Origin of the sequence: Arthrobacter sp. 18067, from assembly GCF_902706295.1 — a bacterium.
In the GTDB taxonomy this organism is placed as follows: domain Bacteria; phylum Actinomycetota; class Actinomycetes; order Actinomycetales; family Micrococcaceae; genus Arthrobacter.
In genome coordinates this window covers 76,265-94,453 of sequence record NZ_CACSJJ010000010.1, presented here as the reverse complement: position 1 = coordinate 94,453, position 18,189 = coordinate 76,265, and the positions used below count along the sequence as shown (strand labels likewise).

Annotated in this window: 15 protein-coding genes; 11 read left to right on the top strand and 4 right to left on the bottom strand. The window is 63.1% G+C overall.

Going from position 1 to position 18,189, the window contains the following annotated elements:
• Positions 1–69: 69 nt before the first annotated feature.
• Complete coding sequence (locus tag GVL04_RS11680) at positions 70–870, bottom strand: alpha/beta fold hydrolase (RefSeq protein WP_159704307.1); 801 nt, start codon at positions 868–870, stop codon at positions 70–72.
• Between the two features lie 131 nt (positions 871–1,001).
• On the opposite strand from GVL04_RS11680, the gene GVL04_RS11675 reads away from it, so the two are divergent.
• The 5 genes from GVL04_RS11675 (at position 1,002) to GVL04_RS11655 (ending at position 6,341) form a co-directional block, all read left to right on the top strand.
• Complete coding sequence (locus GVL04_RS11675; protein ID WP_159704304.1) at positions 1,002–2,525, top strand: four-carbon acid sugar kinase family protein; 1,524 nt, start codon at positions 1,002–1,004, stop codon at positions 2,523–2,525.
• Positions 2,526–2,550: 25 nt separating this feature from the next.
• Positions 2,551–3,453: an NAD(P)-dependent oxidoreductase gene (locus GVL04_RS11670; RefSeq protein WP_159704301.1), complete on the top strand. Its 903-nt coding sequence runs from the start codon at positions 2,551–2,553 to the stop codon at positions 3,451–3,453.
• Between the two features lie 104 nt (positions 3,454–3,557).
• Positions 3,558–5,024, top strand: coding sequence for a GntP family transporter (locus GVL04_RS11665; RefSeq protein ID WP_159704298.1), 1,467 nt, complete (start codon positions 3,558–3,560; stop codon positions 5,022–5,024).
• Positions 5,024–5,899, top strand: a complete 876-nt coding sequence (locus GVL04_RS11660) for a class II fructose-bisphosphate aldolase (RefSeq protein ID WP_159704295.1) — start codon at positions 5,024–5,026, stop codon at positions 5,897–5,899. The genes GVL04_RS11665 and GVL04_RS11660 overlap by 1 nt, the downstream gene beginning before the upstream one ends.
• A gap of 49 nt (positions 5,900–5,948) precedes the next feature.
• Positions 5,949–6,341: a DUF1304 domain-containing protein gene (locus GVL04_RS11655; protein WP_159704292.1), complete on the top strand. Its 393-nt coding sequence runs from the start codon at positions 5,949–5,951 to the stop codon at positions 6,339–6,341.
• On the opposite strand, the gene GVL04_RS11650 is transcribed toward GVL04_RS11655, so the two are convergent.
• Together GVL04_RS11650 and GVL04_RS11645 are read right to left on the bottom strand one after the other, a co-directional pair.
• Complete coding sequence (locus GVL04_RS11650; RefSeq protein WP_159704289.1) at positions 6,338–6,757, bottom strand: VOC family protein; 420 nt, start codon at positions 6,755–6,757, stop codon at positions 6,338–6,340. The two genes, GVL04_RS11655 and GVL04_RS11650, sit on opposite strands and share 4 nt — an antisense overlap.
• A 63-nt stretch (positions 6,758–6,820) precedes the next feature.
• Entirely contained in the window at positions 6,821–7,840 is a 1,020-nt protein-coding gene (locus GVL04_RS11645) for an Lrp/AsnC family transcriptional regulator (protein WP_159704286.1), read from the bottom strand.
• Positions 7,841–7,966: 126 nt separating this feature from the next.
• On the opposite strand from GVL04_RS11645, the gene GVL04_RS11640 reads away from it, so the two are divergent.
• From GVL04_RS11640 to GVL04_RS11625, 4 genes are all read left to right on the top strand, one after another.
• Entirely contained in the window at positions 7,967–9,385 is a 1,419-nt protein-coding gene (locus GVL04_RS11640; RefSeq protein ID WP_159704283.1) for an MFS transporter, read from the top strand.
• On the top strand, positions 9,382–10,611 hold the full coding sequence (locus GVL04_RS11635) for a M20 family metallopeptidase (RefSeq protein WP_159704280.1): 1,230 nt from the start codon (positions 9,382–9,384) through the stop codon (positions 10,609–10,611). Before GVL04_RS11640 ends, GVL04_RS11635 begins: the two co-directional genes overlap by 4 nt.
• A gap of 81 nt (positions 10,612–10,692) precedes the next feature.
• Positions 10,693–12,051 carry an acyltransferase gene (locus tag GVL04_RS11630; protein WP_159704277.1) on the top strand — a complete coding sequence of 453 codons (1,359 nt, stop codon included), beginning with the start codon at positions 10,693–10,695 and terminating at the stop codon, positions 12,049–12,051.
• The gene (locus GVL04_RS11625) at positions 12,048–12,404 is read left to right on the top strand and encodes a GNAT family N-acetyltransferase (RefSeq protein WP_159704275.1); all 357 of its coding nucleotides are present in this window, start codon (positions 12,048–12,050) and stop codon (positions 12,402–12,404) included. The genes GVL04_RS11630 and GVL04_RS11625 overlap by 4 nt, the downstream gene beginning before the upstream one ends.
• A 3-nt stretch (positions 12,405–12,407) precedes the next feature.
• Here GVL04_RS11625 and GVL04_RS11620 read toward each other — a convergent pair whose 3' ends face one another.
• Positions 12,408–12,989, bottom strand: coding sequence for a hypothetical protein (locus tag GVL04_RS11620; RefSeq protein WP_159704273.1), 582 nt, complete (start codon positions 12,987–12,989; stop codon positions 12,408–12,410).
• Positions 12,990–13,134: 145 nt separating this feature from the next.
• On the opposite strand from GVL04_RS11620, the gene GVL04_RS11615 reads away from it, so the two are divergent.
• Positions 13,135–14,739 (top strand): sigma-70 family RNA polymerase sigma factor, encoded by a 1,605-nt coding sequence (locus GVL04_RS11615; RefSeq protein WP_159704271.1) that lies wholly within the window; start codon positions 13,135–13,137, stop codon positions 14,737–14,739.
• Positions 14,740–15,011: 272 nt separating this feature from the next.
• Positions 15,012–18,137, top strand: coding sequence for a DUF11 domain-containing protein (locus GVL04_RS11610; RefSeq protein WP_159704269.1), 3,126 nt, complete (start codon positions 15,012–15,014; stop codon positions 18,135–18,137).
• Positions 18,138–18,189 lie beyond the last annotated feature (52 nt).

The following is an 18,189-nucleotide window of genomic DNA, read 5'->3' as shown; positions in this document are numbered from 1 at the left end:
ATTTCCTGTACTCCGGACCGCCCGACGCCCCGTGGATCTTCCCCCGGGGCGGGATGGTTGTCAGACATCTTACGCTGGCGGTGGCCAGCTCGTTCTCCAAAATTCGTGCAGTGTGTCGGCGCATTCTTGCGGCTGCTCCCAGTGGACGCTGTGACCCGCTCCGGGAATGGCCTTCAGGTGCCGATTTGGGCTGGCGTCCACGAAGGCCGCCATTTGCTCGATGGACCGCACGCGGTCCCCGGTCCCGGCGATGACCAGCAAGGGCGCGTGGACGCGCCCGGGCACTGAAGGCTCGACGCCGGTCATTGCCGCCAACCCGCTCGCGGCCAGAACCGCGAACGGTGCGTCGAAGCCTTTGCTGAGCCGCTCCATGTCGTCCCCGGCCAGTTCCCCGTACCAAGCGTTCATCAGCTTCGCCTTGGTGCCGGCGTCGAAAAATCCCTGCTCCAGCTGCGAAACCAGCAAGTTCTTGAATCCCTCGTTCTGTGGCGCGGGGACCATGCCCACCAAAGTCACCGTGGCAACCAGATCGGGCCGGGCTGCCGCCAAGGCCAGGGAGACGCTTCCGCCCATCGAGTGCCCCACGAGATGCACCGGACCGGCTCCCCGACCGTCAAGTGCCGCAGCAACCGAGGCTGCTGCGGAGTCCAGTGTCCACTCATGCTCATCGGGTAATTCGTCTTCGGGGTGGTAGCCCGGAAGGTCAAGAATCCAGACCGGCCTGCCGTCGTCGAGCAGTTTCCCTGCCAGCGGTTCCCAATACATCGAACCCGAAGCCCAGCCATGGATCAGCACCGCCGGGACTTCGTCCGCAGCGTCCGTGGGCATCCGCACATCCACGAAGGGAAGCGGCACCGCGCTGTCAGCCATGCACCCAGCCTAGTGACGGCAGGCACCTTGCGCGGTGAAGAGCCGTGTGTCACACTAGCATTCAAATGTTAGATGTCAGACATCTTACATTCACTCAACCGCTACACAGATTTCCCACGATGGAGTGCACAGTGACCCTTGAAGCAGACGTTCTGGCCGCCTTCCCGGCGGAAGTCCAGATTCCCGCTCAACTGGTGGCCGACGCCGTAGCAGCGTCCGCAGCCACCACCCCGCGCGTGCTGGTTGTCCTGGACGACGACCCGACAGGCACGCAGTCCGTGGCTGATCTCGCAGTCCTCACGCGCTGGGAAGTGGAGGACTTCACCTGGTCCTTCACCCACATCCGTGAGAACCAGACCAAGCCCGCCGTCTACGTCCTCACCAACACCCGCAGCCTGGACCCGGCAGAAGCCGCCGCCCGCAACGAGGAAATCGTCCGCAACGCCCTGGCCGCAGCCGCTGGCAACGGTACTGGTCCTCGGCTGCGCCTCGGCTTCGTCAGCCGCAGCGACTCCACCCTCCGCGGCCACTACCCGCTGGAGCCGGACGTCATCGCAGCCACTGTTGCAGCCGAAACCGGCGAAGCAACCGACGGCGTGGTGATCGTTCCCGCTTTCCCCGACGCCGGCCGCGTCACCATCGGCGGCGTGCACTACACGCGCGGCACCGGAGAAAGCGTCGGAACACTCACCCCCGTTGCCGAGACGGAATTCGCCAAGGATGCCAGCTTCGGCTTCGCCAACTCGGAGATGGCCAAGTATGTGGAGGAGAAGTCGCATGGCCGGTTCCCCGCCAGCGACGTGATCGTTCTTGACCTGAACATCATCCGTGCCGGCGCCTCCGCCCAGGACCCCACCATCTCCGCCAAGGCCATCGCCGATGCCCTGGAGTCCGCCACCAACTCCACCCCGATCGTGGCCGACATCGTCACCGAAAACGACTTCCGCGCACTGGCTTTGGGTCTCGAAGAAGCCGAACGCCGCGGCAAGAAGCTCCTTTACCGTGTTGGTCCGCCGTTCGTCCGTGGCCGCATCGGCCAGGAAATCCGCACCGCGCTGACCTCCGAAGAAGCCTTCGCGGGAAACACTCCCTCCACAACCGGTGGCTTGATCGTGGTCGGCTCGCACGTAGGCGTCACCACGCGCCAGCTCAATGACCTCAAAGCCGCACACGGCTCGGCACGGACCATCGAGATCGACGTCGAGAAGCTCATTGCCGGAACCAAAACCGAGGGCGAAGCCGAAGCCGATGCCTATATCGGAACCGTCGTGTCCGACGTCGTTGACGCCCTCCACCAAGGCGACGTGATCGTCCACACCAGCCGCCTGCTCATCAAAACCGACGACGCCGCAGCGAGCCTGAAGATCGCCCGCACCGTCTCCGCCGCCGTCGTGGCCGTTGTGAACCGGACGCTGAAGACCTTCCCGCCGCGCTTCGTCATCGCCAAGGGCGGCATCACGTCCTCGGACGTCGCCGCGCACGGCCTGGAAATCCGCCACGCAATCGTCCGCGGACCCATGCTCCCGGGCATCGTTTCGCTGTGGGAGCCGGTGGACGGCCCCGCGAAGGGCATCCCGTACATCGTCTTCGCCGGCAACGTGGGCGACGACCAATCCCTGACCCAAGTCACCCGCAAACTCAGCGCCACTTTCTAAACGCACACATTCAACGGAGAACACCATGACCAGCAGCAACTACACCGTCACCGTCCTGGGCCTCGGCGCCATGGGCCTGCCCATGGCAACCCGCCTCGCGTCGGAGCTCACGGTCCACGGCTTCGACATCGCCGAGCCGCGCCTGGAACTCGCGGCAGCGGCCGGCATCAAGACATTCGCTTCCGCCCGCGAAGCTTCGAATGGCGCTGACGCGCTGCTCCTGGCCGTCCGCAACGGCGAGCAACTCAACGATGTCCTCTTCGGAGAGAACGGCGTCGCCTCGGTACTGAAGCCGGGCGCCGTCGTGATCCTTGGCAGCACCGTTGGCACCGAGGCCATCCCGGCCACGGTGGAAAAGCTTGCAGAGTACGGCGTTGCGCTGGTTGACGCTCCGCTGTCCGGCGGTCCCAAGCGTGCCGGCGAAGGTGACCTGCTGATCGTTGTCGGCGCCGAGCCCGAGGCTCTTGAGAAGGCGCGCCCCGCACTGGAACTGCTGGCCTCCACCCTGAGCATCGTGGGCGACAAGCCCGGCGACGGCCAGGCACTCAAGACCGTCAACCAGCTCCTTTGTGGCGTGCACATCGCTGCCGCTGCCGAGGCCATGGCCCTTGCCGATGCGCTGGGCCTCGACCAAGCCAAGACCCTCGCTGCCCTCGAAGCCGGAGCCGCTGGTTCCTTCATGCTCTCCAACCGCGGTCCGCGCATCCTCGAGGCCTACTCCGAAGACGGCGCCGAGGTCCTCAGCCGCCTGGACATCTTCGTCAAGGACATGGGCATCGTGGGCAAGGCCACCCGCGCCGCAGGGCTTGCCGCGCCGGTGGCCGCCGCTGCTGAACAGCTTTACCTTCTCGGCCAGGCCCAGGGCCTCGCCGCTGCCGACGACTCCGCCGTCATCAAGGTTGTTGCGCCCTCCAAGCGCACCGCCTAACCACTCCCACCAAAGAACCCGCGACGACGGCGGTCCCCCCTTCGCCGTCGTCGCACCTCCCGCCGGTCTTCTCTAGACTGGTATGTCAAAGGAGACACCCCCCAATGAATCCCCTCGTCAACTCGCTGATGGTTCGGGCGGCCGATGCCCCCGCCATCAAGCCCGCAGTGGAGCTGGGAACACCGCTTCTGCTGACCATCGCCGCTGCAGGAATCGCATTGCTGCTGGTGCTGATCATCCGCTTCAAGATCCAGGCTTTCGTCGCCCTCCTGGCCGTCAGCATCCTGGTGGGCGTCGCAGCCCAGATTCCGCTCAAGGACATCTTCACCGTGGTGACCACCGGCGTTGGCAGCACCATGGGCAAGGTCGCCTTGCTGATCGCCCTCGGTGCCATCCTTGGCCGCATGATCGAGGTGTCCGGCGGCGTGCAGTCGCTGGCAACCCACTTCACTGAGAAGCTCGGAGCCAAACGCGTTGCTGTTGCTTTGACGGCCGTGGGCTTCCTGGTGGCCATCCCCGTGTTCTTCGAGGTCGGCGTGATCGTCCTGGTCCCGATCGTCTACGCGTTCGCCAAGATCGCGAACGTCCACCCGATCAAGTTCGGCCTGCCCATGGCCGGCATCATGCTGTCCATCCACGTTGCAGTCCCGCCGCACCCGGGCATCGTGGCCGGCGCCGGAGTGTTCGGCGCGGACATCGGACTCATCACGATGATCTCGCTCATCATCTGCATCCCGCTCGGATTCCTGTCCTACTGGGTTGCCAGCATCATGAACCGCAAGGACTACGAGCTTCTCCCCGGCGTGAAGCAGCAGGTGGAAGAATTCGGTTCCGAATCCCTGGTCCACGTTGGCCACGAAGGTCCGGGCGCCCGCGCCATTGCTCCTCCGCGTCCCGGCCTGATCATGTTCCTGATTGCCGCCCCGATTGTCCAGATCCTCCTGGGCACCGTCGGCACGCTGACCATCGCCAAGGACAACTACTGGTACGGCGTGGCCGCGTTCATTGGCAACCCGTTCTTCGCGCTCCTGGTCGCCGTCGCCCTGTCCTTCTTCCTGCTTGCTGTCCGCCGCAACTGGTCCCTCAAGGAAACTGGGGAGATCTTCGAAGGCGCGCTGCCTCCCATCGCGTCCATCCTCATGGTCGTTGCTGCAGGCGGCGTCTTCGGTGAAGTCCTCCGTACCTCCGGTATCGGCGCCGCCCTTTCGCACACCCTGGACAGCCTTGGCCTTCCGGTGATCGTGCTCGGCTTCATCATCTCCTTGGCACTGCGCGCCGCCCAGGGTTCGGCCACCGTCGCCATCGTGACGACCACCGGCCTGCTTACTTCCGCGGTCATGGAGGGTGGCTACTCGCCCGCCCAGATCGCCGTGATTGTCATCGCGATCGGCTTCGGCTCGCTGGGCCTCTCCCACGTGACTGACGCAGGCTTCTGGACCGTGATCCGCTACTACGGCCTCACCGTGTCCGACGGCCTCAAGACCTGGACTGTCCTGACCACCATCCTGGGCCTGGCCGGCTTCGCACTGACGTACGTCGCCTGGATCCTGGTGGGAGGACTGGCCCACTGATGCGCACCAAACTCGACCACCTGGTTACCTCTGCACTGGCCTCCGGCTCCGCTGTTCCGGCCTTCACCTGCTACGACTTCACCACCGCACTGGCTGTTGTTTCGGCTGCCGAGGAAGCACGGCTTGGGGTCATCCTGCTGGTGGCCCCGAAGACGGCTTCCACTCCGAACGGGCTGCGCCTCATCGCTGCCCTGCGCGGCCTGGCGGATGACGCCGGCGTTCCGGTCTCCGTGCAGCTCGACCACGCATCGGACTTGCAGGTCATCCGTGATTCCGTGGCTGCAGGTGCGGACGCCGTCCTGGCAGACGGTTCGTCCTTGCCCTACGAGGACAACATTGCCCTGGTCCGCGAAGTCCGTGCCGCGCTGGACGCGCAAGGTGCATCCGACGTCGTGATCGAAGCAGAGCTCGGCGGTCTTGCGGGCGACGAGGACAAGGCGTTCGGTGCGGAAGATGCAGCGGACGACGCCGGCACTCCGGTACCGGGGCTCACCAACCCGGCACAGGTGGCCGACTTCGTGGAGCGAACCGGGGCGCAACTCCTCGCCGTTGCGGTGGGGAACGTGCACGGCAAGTACAAGGGCGAGCCGAACATCAGGTGGGACGTGCTCCGGGATGTCGCCGCGAACACCAACGTGCCGCTGGTGCTCCACGGTGCTTCCGGCATTCCGGCAGACGAGCTTGCAAAGGCGCCGACCATGCAGGTGGGCAAGGTCAACTTCAATACGGAACTCCGGACCGGAATCCTCTCCACTCTCGAAGCTGAAACTTCGGCGCACCGCGCGGACGGCGAGAACCTCCAAGGCCTGCTGGCCAGGTGGAACGGTTCCGCTGCGATGTTCGCGGGCGCCACGCTGGAACTGCTTAGCGCCTGAGCCCCGGCGTATCACCGGCACAGTACATCAGGGAGGCTAGGATCAAACCATGATCCTGGCCTCCCTGATTTTTGCCCTGATTGCCGCCCTGCTCCACGTTTACATCTTCACCATGGAGTCCATCACCTGGACCAAACCGGCCACGTGGAAGCGTTTCAGCCTCACCTCGCAGGCTGACGCCGAGACCACCAAACCCCTTGCCTATAACCAGGGCTTCTACAACCTGTTCCTGGCCATCGGCGCACTCATCGGCATCATCGCCGTCTGGGCTGGGTCACCCCAGGTCGGCTGGACCCTTGTCTTCAGCAGCTGCGGTTCAATGCTCCTGGCAGCCTTGGTGCTCGCAGCGAGCGGCAAAAAGTATCTCCGTGCAGCGACGCTACAAGGCACCACTCCGCTGCTCGCGGTCGTGCTCGGGGTGCTGGCGGTAACGCTGGGCTAGTGCTCCGGCGGGCCAGCCTGCGCTGCGGCTTCGTCCATCCAGAGGACTTCCCAGTGGTGGCCGTCCAGGTCACGGAATGCCCGGCTGTACATGAAGCCAAGATCCTGCGGGTCATACGTTTCGGACCCGCCGGCCTCAAGCGCCTTGCTGGCCAGGGCGTCCACGGATTCGCGGCTGTCGGCGGAGAGGGCGACGATTGCCGCCGTCGAGTTCTTGGTGTCTGCGATGGGCTGTTTGGTGAATTGGCTGAATTTGTCGTGGGTCAGGAGCATGGCGTAAATGGTGTCGCTGAAGACCACGCAGGCGGCTGTCTCGTCGGTGAAGTTTGGGTTGATGGAATAACCAAGTGCTGTGTAAAAGGCTTTGGAGGCCTCGAGGTCGCTGACGGGCAGGTTTACGAAAATGGACGTAGTCATGCGTCTGATCCTGCCGGTGTTTCTGCGCCCCGTCCAGACCCCAATCACCACTTGTGGATTCCTTTAAGGTGCTTCCCTCCACAGCGGAAGGGGCACCACGGACAGACTGCGTCCGCTCCCGTCAAGCACGTGGCCCAATCGTTTGTAGGTACGGACGACGGCCTGCCGGGAGATCACTGTGCTGCCCGGTGCGCGCTCTGCCAGTTCCCGTTCAAACGCCTGGGCCTCCAAGTAGTCTCGCACCCACAACGTGACCACCAGGTTCTGCGTGCCCAGCACTTGGGCACAGAGGCGACAGTTGCTTTGTGCCGCGAAGTAGCGGCCAATGTCGTCAACGAATTGCGCCGGGATGTTGAGCATGAGCGTGACCTCCCGCAGGCCTCTGTTCGCTGCAGTAGAGGCATCGCACCTCAGCGTGACGTAGCCGGACGCCAGAAACCGCTCCACCCGGCGTCGTGCTGTTTGCGGTGAAACGCCACAGGCGGTGCCCAGATCAGCCCAACTGGCGCGGCCGTCGTTGGCGAGTTCCTCCAGCAGTGCGGCGTCCAATCGATCGAGTGAGTAGCCTGCGGGCGCGGCCTTGGACTGCGACGAGACCTGTCGAGCGCGAGCGGGTTCCAGCGTCCCACTGCGCCATTCAGAGGCCTGCCGGTACAGCTTGGTGACGAAAACGACCTCGCGGTGCGTGACGCCCGGAAGCTTCGGAAAGGAGTCCGTGACAATGTCCATCAGTTCGTCGTGGCTCGCCGCGAAGCAATCAATGAACACATCGTGCGAGCCCGTGACCATCGACACCGTGCCGAAGGCGGGCTCCGCGCACAGCCGTTGAATCAGAGCCTCGGTTTCGCCAGGCAGCGACGAGAGTTGGATGAAAGCGGACCAACCTGCGTTGAGGTAGCGCTGGCCGGGGGACGGCGTAATCCATGCCAGCCGGCTCTCCGCCAGGCCTTGCCAGCGCCGCGCGACGGTTGGGCCGGACAACCCCAGCGCATCCGCCACCCGGCTCCATTCCGCCCGCGGATTGATCTGGAGTGCATTGAGGATTTCCAGGTCCAACTCGGTGATGATGGATGATTCGTTCAATATTCGCTGCCTTGTGTTGGTTTCGAACAATCTGGAGCTCAGTGTAATTGACCACCCTAACGTTGTGACTCGCATCACCACAGGCGAATCCGGTCGAATCAACCGGCACAACATCCAAGGAAACACATGGCAAGCAACACAGCATCTCCTGCGGCAGCGGCCACCACCCGCAGGGCCATAGCGGGCATGATCCTGGCAATGGCGCTCATCGAGTCGCTCAGTGGCGTCACCCAGGGGTACTTGAACCCCATCCTGCCTGCGCTGGGACCGGTCTTCGAGATTGACGACCCCACCATCAACGGCATTTTCCTCATCTCCAACGTCAGTTTCGCGGTCCTGACCCCCATCATTTCGAGGCTCGGCGACAGCTACGGTTACCGTCTTGTGCTGCGGTGGTCCACCGGTGTGGTGACTGTCGGCGTGCTGCTCATGGCGTTGTGGCCATCGCTGTGGACGGTGACCCTGGGCGTTGTCATGCTCACCTGCGTGGTGGGCTTCATCCCCCTGATGATGGGAATCCTCCGCGTTACCAGCCACGCTGATACCCGCACGGGTGTCAGCGTCATGATCGGCATGCTCATGATCATGGTGGGTGCCGGTGGCTTGCTCGCCGGGATCGTGGGCGTCACGGATCCCACCTTGGGGTTCTGGGTCGCTGTGCCATTCGCGGTGATCGCCTTGGTTTGTTCCTTCTTACTGCCCGACGCCGGGATCCCGACTCGTGAGGGCATCGCCCTGGCCCCGCTGTTGGCGTGCTCGCTCGGTCTCATCGCCTTTGTTGTGGCGCTCTCCATGGCACCGGAATGGGGATGGCTGGACGCCCGCACGCTGGGGGCCGGTTTGCTGGGACTCGCACTGCTGGCCTATTGGGCCAAACGCGATTACAGCGGCGGTGCCGGCAGTCGGTTCATGGACTTGCGCATGCTCGCCAATCCGCGGATCCGGGTCATTTCCCTGGCAACGTTCTTCTTCGGCTTTGCCTCCATCAGCTACTTCGGCACCAACGGTATCTTCCTGCACTCCAACCCGGACAAGACCGGCTATGGGTTTGGCCTCAGCCCCCTGATGATTGCGATCGTCCTGGCCTTGGCTTCCGTTCTTTCGCTGGTGTCCTCATTACTGACAGCACGGGCCTTGCGGCGTTTCGGTGAGCGGGCCACGCTCGTTCTTGCCGGCGTCATGCTCGCAGGCGGATTCCTGGTCATGATGCTCGCCCATGGTTCCTTTGCCGGCTACTGCCTCGGCTTCGCGATGTTCAACCTGAGCCTGGGGATGTACCAGGCGGGAACCCGCTCCCTGTCGGTGGAGGGCGTTGCCTTGGAGGAAACGTCAACGGCCGCGGGGCTCAACGAGCTGGCATTGTCAGTAGGCATCGCGGTGGGAGCGGCAGTAGTCAAACTATTGTCATCAGCGTCCGTCGAGTCCGGCCGCATCACCGAAACCGGGTTGTTGACCATCTGGGGAACCCTGGCGTTCGCGGCACTGGTTGCTGCAGCGGCCAGCGCCCGCTACCCGAAGCGACAGCCCGCTGGGGTGACGGCATGACCGCCGGGGTTGAAAGCGGGACCCGGGGGTCCGCCGTCGTGATTGCTTCCCAACGCGACCTTCACGCCACGCGGGACAGCCTTCACGCCACGCTGGACAGCGCAGTGCAGCGTTGGATGACGGAAATTCTGGACCTCAGCCACGCCATCCACGCTGATCCGGAGCTTGGTGGGGAGGAGTTCCGCGCCGTCAAACGCGTTCAAACGTTGCTCCGAAAAGCCGGGTTCACTTTCGATGAAGCGCAGCCGGCGCAGCAGACGGCCTTCAGCGCGAGATACGGCACCGGTGAACTGGTGGTGGCGCTCTGTGTTGAATACGACGCCTTGCCGGACATCGGGCATGCCTGCGGCCACAACGTCAACGCGGCCAGTGCGGTGGGGACAGCCTTGGCACTGGCCGCTGTGGCCCGGGAGCTGGACATCACCGTCAAGGTGCTGGGGACGCCGGCGGAAGAGACCACCGGAGGCAAAGTGGACCTGATCGAGGAAGGCTTCTTCGACGACGTATCGCTCGCCATGATGGTCCACGCCGGCGCTGCGGATGTAGTGGGGGGCTCCTCGTTGGCGATGTCCATGTGGGAGGTGCTTTTCGAAGGGCGCCCGGCACACGCGGCAGCAGCACCTTCTGAAGGGGTCAACGCTTTGGACGCGCTGGTGGTCGCACAGTTGGCCATTGCTTTGGCGAGGCAGCAACTCCCGGCCGGATCGATCGTGTCCCTTATCGTCACCGAGGGTGGCAGCGCCGTCAACGTCATTCCCGAGCGTGCACGGGCGAGTGTGGAAATGCGGGCTCCCGGAATCGACCAGCTGCGTCTGATCCAGGACAAGGTCCGGCGCTGCCTGGAAGCCGGCGCCCTCGCGAGCGGTTGCACCCTGCACGTGACCCCGAAGGGCAACGATTATGCCGAGTTGCAACAGGACCCGTTCCTGTCCCAGGCCTACCGGGAAGCGATGCAGGACAAGGGCAGGGACGTTTCCTTCAACGCAGATCCTGTGGCTTCCACGGACATGGGCAATGTCTCGCAAGTGGTGCCATCCATCCACCCCGTTGTCGGCTATGACGTGCGTGGCGCCGCCCACCACACCGCGGAGTTCGCCGCATTCGGTGCAACGGCAGGAGCGGACACGGCTGTTTTGGAAGGATCGTTCGGGTTGGCGGCAGCGGCATGCGCAGCAGCCCGAGACCCGGAACAGAGGAGGCGGCTGCTCCGGGGTGGGCGGGACTAGCCTGGCCCGCCTGCTGGCTCCGGCCCCCGCCCGGGCGGACAATGGAGTCAGCACGCAGGTGCGTGCCTCGTAGGGAGAGCCATGGAGAGGGACACGTATCCTGCGGTCAACGCAATAACGGCTGCGCGAAGGGATCCGGCGATCGATCTTGTCCGCTTCACCTGCCTGCTGGTGGTGGTGGCATGCCATTGCATGATGGTCAGTTCTGCTTTACACAAGGACGGGACGGTCACCACGGAGAACGTGCTCATGGATCAAGGCTGGTTTGTTCCCGTTGCCTGGGCGCTCATGATCGTTCCGTTGTTCTTTGTCCTTGGCGGTGTGACCGGGCTGCAGTCGTGGCGGCGGTTGAAGGCTCGCGGCGGTACCGGGTTCGACTTCGCCCAGCTCAGGCTCCTGCGCCTGGTCCGCCCGGCCATGGCACTGCTCGCTTTCATGTGGGGAGGGCTGTGGGTGGCGCTGCTGCTTGGTGTCCATCCCCAAGTCATCCAGCTCATGACCGCCGGCGCGGCCATGCCCTTGTGGTTCCTGGCCGCCTATCTGACCGCGCAGCTCAGCATTCCCCTCATGGCCCGGTTTCACCAACGCGCACCATTGCTGACTCTGGCGGCTTTGGTGGTACTGATTGTCACCGTCGATTCCCTTCGCGGCGCTCTCCCCGTGATCGCGTTCACCAATCTGATCTTCGTGTGGTGCGCGGTCCAGCAGTTGGGATTCCTCATGGCCGACGGCTTCTTCGAACAGCGCAGCCGCACTTGGCTGGTTGGTGCCGTTGTTTCCAGCAACTTGCTCCTGGGACTCGTGACTGGCGTGGCTGTTTATCCCGGGAACATGGTGGTCAATATCAACCCGCCCAACCTGTGCCTGCTGTTGCTGGGCATCTCGCAGGCCGCAACACTCCAACTGCTGCGAAACGGCATTGGATGGCTTGCGGGAGTTCGCTGGATCCAGTCGACGATTGCTGTCGTGGGGCGCCGATCCATGACCGTTTACCTGTGGCATCTGCCGCTGCTGGTAGGTATGTCAGGGCTGCTGTTGCTCACCGACCTACCCAAACCCCTGGCCGGGACCGCAGAGTGGTGGTGGGCGCGAATTCCCGTCTTTTTCGCTGTCGTGAGCCTGCTCGTTCCGGTGGTGTGGCTTTTTGGCCGCCTTGAGAACCGTCCGACGGCGGCCAGCCACGCCCGTGGTCCCTCGCGTACCGCTGTGGTGACGGCCGCCGTCGTGGTCTTGATTCCAGTGGCGGACGCAGCGTTCAACGGTTTGACGCTGGCTCTGTTGGGTGGGGGAGCGGCATGCTTTGCCCTTTCAGTTCTTTTGCTTGGCAGGGTTCCGACGCCGGTGCTGCCGCCACCGCCCGTAGGTAATGTCCTGGAGCGTCGGGAAGGTCGGTCGCCCACGTTGCCAGAGCCAGGTTTAAGTGCCAATCTCGAACCATGACCGAGTACACGGATTCACTGGCAGAGTCTTTTCGCCCTGGCGTCACTACGGTGCGCAATGACAAGTTCCACCGCTATGAGCTGCACGTAGACGGCGAACTGGCCGTGATTTCACAGTTCCTGGACCGGCCCGGTCACATCGACTTCATCCATACCGAAACGAAGCCCCAGTTCAATGGCCAAGGCCTGGCCAAGGTGCTGGCCCATTTTGCTTTGGACGATGTGGTGGCGGCCGGCAAGCGCATCATTCCGCATTGCCCGTACATCGCTGCGTACCTGAAAAAACATGAAGGATACGAGCAGGATGTCGACTGGCCCGCGGAGAAACCGGTGGGCGAACCGGACAACGAGTAGGGCCTAAGCGGGCACCGGCCGCCCGGCGTCCTTCCTGCGCCTTCGCGGCTGTTCGGCCCTGTCGAACGGGAACGGCCAGTCCTTCCGTGTACCGCTGAGGGAGACTATCGCGTCGTGCTCATCGGAAATTACCCGGCCGCGGCATGTCGCGCGGACCTGCATTGCGCTGACCAGGCAGCCGCCATGGATGTGGTCGGCGTCCGTGACCAGGTAGGAAAAGCTCCGCATCACGGATTGGCCGGGAGCCAGGAGGCGGATTCGCAGGTCACGCTCGACGGGTTCTGCTGTGTAGGACAACATCTCCATGCCCTCGTTGGTGAAGGAACGGGGTACCAGCGTCACGTCGCGAAGGTGGCTTGCGGAGTCGTTGGTGATCCACGCGGTGAAGATGACGGTATCGCCCGGAATGGCCACGGACCTGTCAGCTCCATAGACCAGAGCAACATGTCCCGCATTCTTCTTCCTGGCGAGCATGGCCGAACGGCGTGGCGGCAATCCGCGAACGATTGCGTTTTGTTGCTGCGCTGCGTCCTTGTGGATGGCACGCATCAGCTTCAGGAAGGGGCGGGGGCGCTGGATGTCCATTGTTCCTCGATTCGCACCTGGGGGTTGGAAGGTCACGTCATATACGTGGGGCGGGAGGCGGAATCGTGATGCGAAAAGAGGAGTTCTCTACAGGCGGGGGACACCCGATTCAAGTCAAACGACTTCTGATGTCACACTATTGTTTATGGATCAAGTATTTGCGGTAGGCGCCGACGGGGAGTCACCAACTTTGGCGATGGCCACCGGCAGCGATCCCCAGATCATTTCTTTGGTGCGCCAGGGTGTCACGAATGCGTTCGACGTGCTTTATGAGCGGCATTTGAAAGTCGCCCAATATGTGGCCCGCTCCCAGGCGGACAACCCCAGCGATGCCGATGACGTCGTGGCCGAGGCTTTTGCCTCGATCTTCCAACTGCTGACAGAAGGCAAGGGGCCTAAGGAGTTTTTCCGGTCCTACCTCCTGACAGTTGTGCGGCGTACCGCCCACGATCGGAACCGCAAGGCCCGCCGCATGCCGACCGCAGACGATGACACGCTTCTCGATACGCCTGTTTTGGATGACGATCCCGTCCTCAGCGACCTTGAGTCGACCATTATGGCCAAGGCTTTCAAATCATTGCCTGAGCGTTGGCAGGCCGTTCTTTGGCACTTGGACATCGAAGGCCTGAAGCCCGCAGCGGCTGCTCCCTTTGTGGGGCTTACCCCCAACGGTGTTTCGGCATTGGCGCTAAGGGCCAGGGAAGGCCTGCGCCAGGCTTACCTGCAACATCACATCAGCGGTACGGTTGACGAAGCCTGTGACGAATATGCCAGCCAATTGGGGAAGTACGCCCGCAATGCGCTGAAGCGGACGTCGAAGGAAAAGGTCGGCGAACATCTGGAAGGCTGCGCCAAATGCACGGCTTTGTTGCTGGAACTCAATGACGTCCAAGGCGGCATGCGCGCCATCCTGTTCCCGTTGCTCACAGGGATCACATTCACCCCGGGTGTAGCTGCAGCCATTGGCTACGGAGGAACGGCAGCAGGCGCGGCCGCTGGCGCAGGAAACGCTGTACCGGGCAACGTCGCCAGCCACGGGTTCCGCAGCCTTAGCAAAGTATGGAAGTTGACCGCTGCCGTTGTCTTGGGTGTGGTGGCGATGGCTGGTGCGCTAGCTTGGTTTCTTCAGCCGGCTTCGCAGTCCACCGCCACTTCAGAGGCTACGTCCGACGTCCCTCCGGCCAAGGAAGCGGCGCCCACGGCGACGCCTAGTCCCTCCGAATCACAAACGTCCGCACCGGCATCGGGACCTCCCGTGGAAGCGGCACCCCAGCTTCCCGCCGTCGTGATTCCTACGGCGGCGCCGTCGCCGCGGAGTGCCGTCGTGGTCGACTCCGGGACCGTAACGTCGACGCCGGCAGCCACGGCTTTGGCGTCCACGGCTTCCTCGACCCAAACGGTTGACGCTACATTCTCGGCCGCCGAGGGGCCGATTCCGACGGAACGGGAACTGCAGGTGGAGTTCTCGCTTCAAGGTGAGGGCGTACCGACAAGCGGTGACGTGCTCTTCATCATTCCGGACCAAGCGACTTTTCTGGCGGGACAGACGGTTGCCCCAGCGGGATGGAAATGCGCCAACGAGTCTTCGAGTGTCCGCCAGGTTCGTTGCACCACTGATTCCCTGGCCAATAACGGCCTCGCGTTCACGCTGGGAATTGCCATGCCTGCCTCCGCTGAGAGCGGAACGTTGAACTACCGATTCACCGGGCAGGGCGTCGTCACCAAGAACTTCACCAACACCTTCCACTAGGCGCTCTCTGCATTTTGCGGCTGACCTCGCTTTAGTTACGCCAGCGGGCTTTAGCGTGCCCTTTGGTAAGCCTTCGGTTGGCATTCCACGCCCGGCAGGACCTGCCCGGGAGTAGTCTGCCGAGAATTTCTTAAATATTTTTGAAATTTCTCAGATTTTCGCGTCACGAACACGCGACTTCTTCCACTGGAGTACTGGCGAGAAGCCTAGCTCGATGCCGGTTCGTGTCTGTGGATCGGCCTCTTGCGTGACCACTAGAAGCGAGAAAACCCGTGAAACACACACGTCCACAGAAGCTGTTGGCGGCAGTTGTCGCCACAGCGATCATGTCGCTGTGGGTAGGTGGCGCCTTAGCGCCGCCAGTCTTGGCCACGACGCCCGGCACCCCTGGCGTAGCTCAACCAGGCACACCCGTCTACACGGAAGACTTCTCGAACCAGAATGCCACCGCTGGTGCCATCAGCATTCTCGACTACGCGGGTGGCCCGGCCGCAGCCAACGAGATGTACACGGCTGATACGCCCTATACGCCGGCCGGCGGACAATGTGACGGCTGGATACTGAACTCCCTGACCCCGCTGCCGACCTCTGATACCGGTTGCCTCAGGAACCAGCCCGAAGGCTGGGGCCAAATCCAGCAAATGTCGACTGCCCTCGGCATAGCGCAAGGGCAAGCAGCATCGCAGGCTGCCAGCAACCAGTCGCTCTCTGAGTACACCAACAGCGCCTCGGGAATCATTGCGCCGGGTGTCCAGTTCCGTACCAAAGCCAACACGATTCCCGCGATCGCGGGCCATTACTACGCCGTGTCCGGCTACTTCGCACAGGTGAATTGCCATGCGGCACACGCCAGCGAGACCTTCAGCCTTCTCATCAACGGCACACGGCAAGTGCTCAGTACAGGGCTTGACCCCTGTGGCGGCAGCAACCTGGCAAAAGTGCAGGTCACTAAGCTCCAATCTGCTGCCTACCAGATTCCCGCGGGCACAACCCCTTCCCTTGGCCTCGAGCTGAGGAACGAAGCCACCACCGGATCGGGTAACGACGTCGCCTTCGACCTCCCGCAGATTGTGGACGTCACGCCCCAAGTGGACAAGTCCTTCACGCCCTCCCTCATCGGACCTGGCGAAACCTCCACGGTTACCCTGACGGTGACCAATACGGATGACCTGAAGGCCAAGAACGACTGGTTTATCACGGACACCCTCCCGGACGGAGTGGTTGTCGCCGGGACCCCAAACATTGGGGGCACGTGTGTTCAGACGTCGGGTACCAATCCATTGGTACGGACGGCCATAGCTGGAAGCAACACCCTTTCCGTCATGGGCGGTGATATGGCGTTGGGAATGACCTCATGCACCATCACCGTAGATGTCACGGCCGCCGGGGAGGGAACCTATGTCAACGGTTCCGCCAACATCGCGATCAACCTCAACCCTCCGGCAAACGCCACTCTGATCGTTCGTGCACCGCGCCTCGAGCTGACCAAGGCACTGGACGCCCCGAGATTGCTGGATTCGGATCAATTCACCGTTGAAATCCATACGGGTTCAGCCACAGGACCCGTTGTCAGCAACACCGCCAACGCGACCACCACCGGTACGGGTTCCACTGTTACTGCTGGTACGGGCGTGACTGGCGAATACATCGCCACAGCAGACGCCACCTACTTCCTGACCGAGTCTGGCGGCGCCAACCTGGCCAGCTATGACAGCGCCATCACTTGCGTCGATGCCAACGGTCTGCAGGCCGGACTGCCCAACGGTGATGCCTTTGATGGTTCGCTGGATCTCGCACCCGTTGCCGGCGCCGATATCAGCTGCGTGCTCACCAACACGGCCGTTCCGGCAACGGCGATGGAGTTCACCAAGTCTGCGGATGCATCTGATATCCAGACGCCGTCGGTTGCAGGCGACCAGATCACCTACACCTTGACTTCGAAGAACACCGGAAACGTGCCGCTGACTGGCGTCACCATCAATGACCCGCTGCATGGCCTGTCCGCGCTGACCTACACCTGGCCGGGTACCCCGGGCGAGCTGCTGCCCGGCCAGACGGTGACCGCTAAGGCAACGTATGCGATCACGCAGGCTGATATCGAGGCGGGGCACGTTGCCAACTCGGCAACCACCACAGGTAATCCTCCGACAGGTCCACCAGTCACCCCGCCGCCCGCAGGAACCGATACCCCGTTGACTCCTGGTCCGGCCATGGAGTTCAGTAAGTCAGCCGACTCTTCTGACATCCAGAATCCGTCGGTTGTAGGCGATCAGATCACCTACACCTTGACTTCGAAGAACACCGGAAGCGTGCCGCTGACTGGCGTCACCATCAATGACCCGCTGCATGGCCTGTCCGCGCTGACCTACACCTGGCCGGGTACCCCGGGCGAGTTGCTGCCCGGCCAGACGGTGACGGCTAAGGCAACGTACGCGATCACGCAGGCTGATATCGACGCCGGTCATGTCGCCAACAGCGCCACGACCACGGGTACTCCGCCCACCGGTCCGCCGGTAACTCCTCCTCCGGGCGAAACGGATACCCCGTTGATCCCGGCTCCTGCGATGGAGTTCAGCAAGACCGCTGTGGCACCTGCAATGGACGGGCCGTCGATGGTGGGTGACGTGATTACCTATGATTTCACGGCCAAGAACACCGGCAACGTCACGTTGAAGGACGTGTCCATTTCGGATCCGCTGGCTGGTCTCTCACCGCTCACTTACACCTGGCCAGGCATCCCGGGCGAGCTGCTGCCCGGCCAGACGGTGACGGCTACGGCAACGTACGCGATCACGCAGGCTGATATCGACGCCGGTCATGTCGCCAACAGCGCCACGACCACGGGTACTCCGCCCACCGGTCCACCGGTAACGCCACCTCCGGGCGAAACAGACACCCCGCTAACGCCGAATTCCGGCTTGGCGTTCACCAAGACAGCGGATGCTTCCGGCGTGGGCGACCCCACCAAAGTGGGTGACATCATCAGCTACAAGTTCACGGCAAAGAACGCCGGGAATGTGCCCATGACGGATATTGCTGTCAACGATCCGATGCCGGGCCTGTCGGCCGTGGCTTACGCCTGGCCTGGTGCTGCAGGGACCCTGCTGCCCGGCGAGACGTTGACTGCAACGGCAACTTACGCAATCACCCAGGCGGACATCAACGCCGGCAAGGTCGCCAACACGGCGACCGCGTCGGGTACGCCTCCGACGGGACCCCCTGTCACCACACCACCTGCAAGTGTTGTTGTGACTTTCCCGCCGGTTGTTCCGAACCAACCTGAAGGCCCACTGGCGAACACGGGAGTTGTCCTCACCGTGTTGCCGATCAGTCTTCTGGTGGTTGGCTCGGGACTGTTCCTGTTCCTCGTTGGACGCCGCAAGCGTTCCGAGGCGTAGGACAGGAATGCGCGGCAATCGGGGCCCCAACCCCGGTTGCCGCGCATTTTCC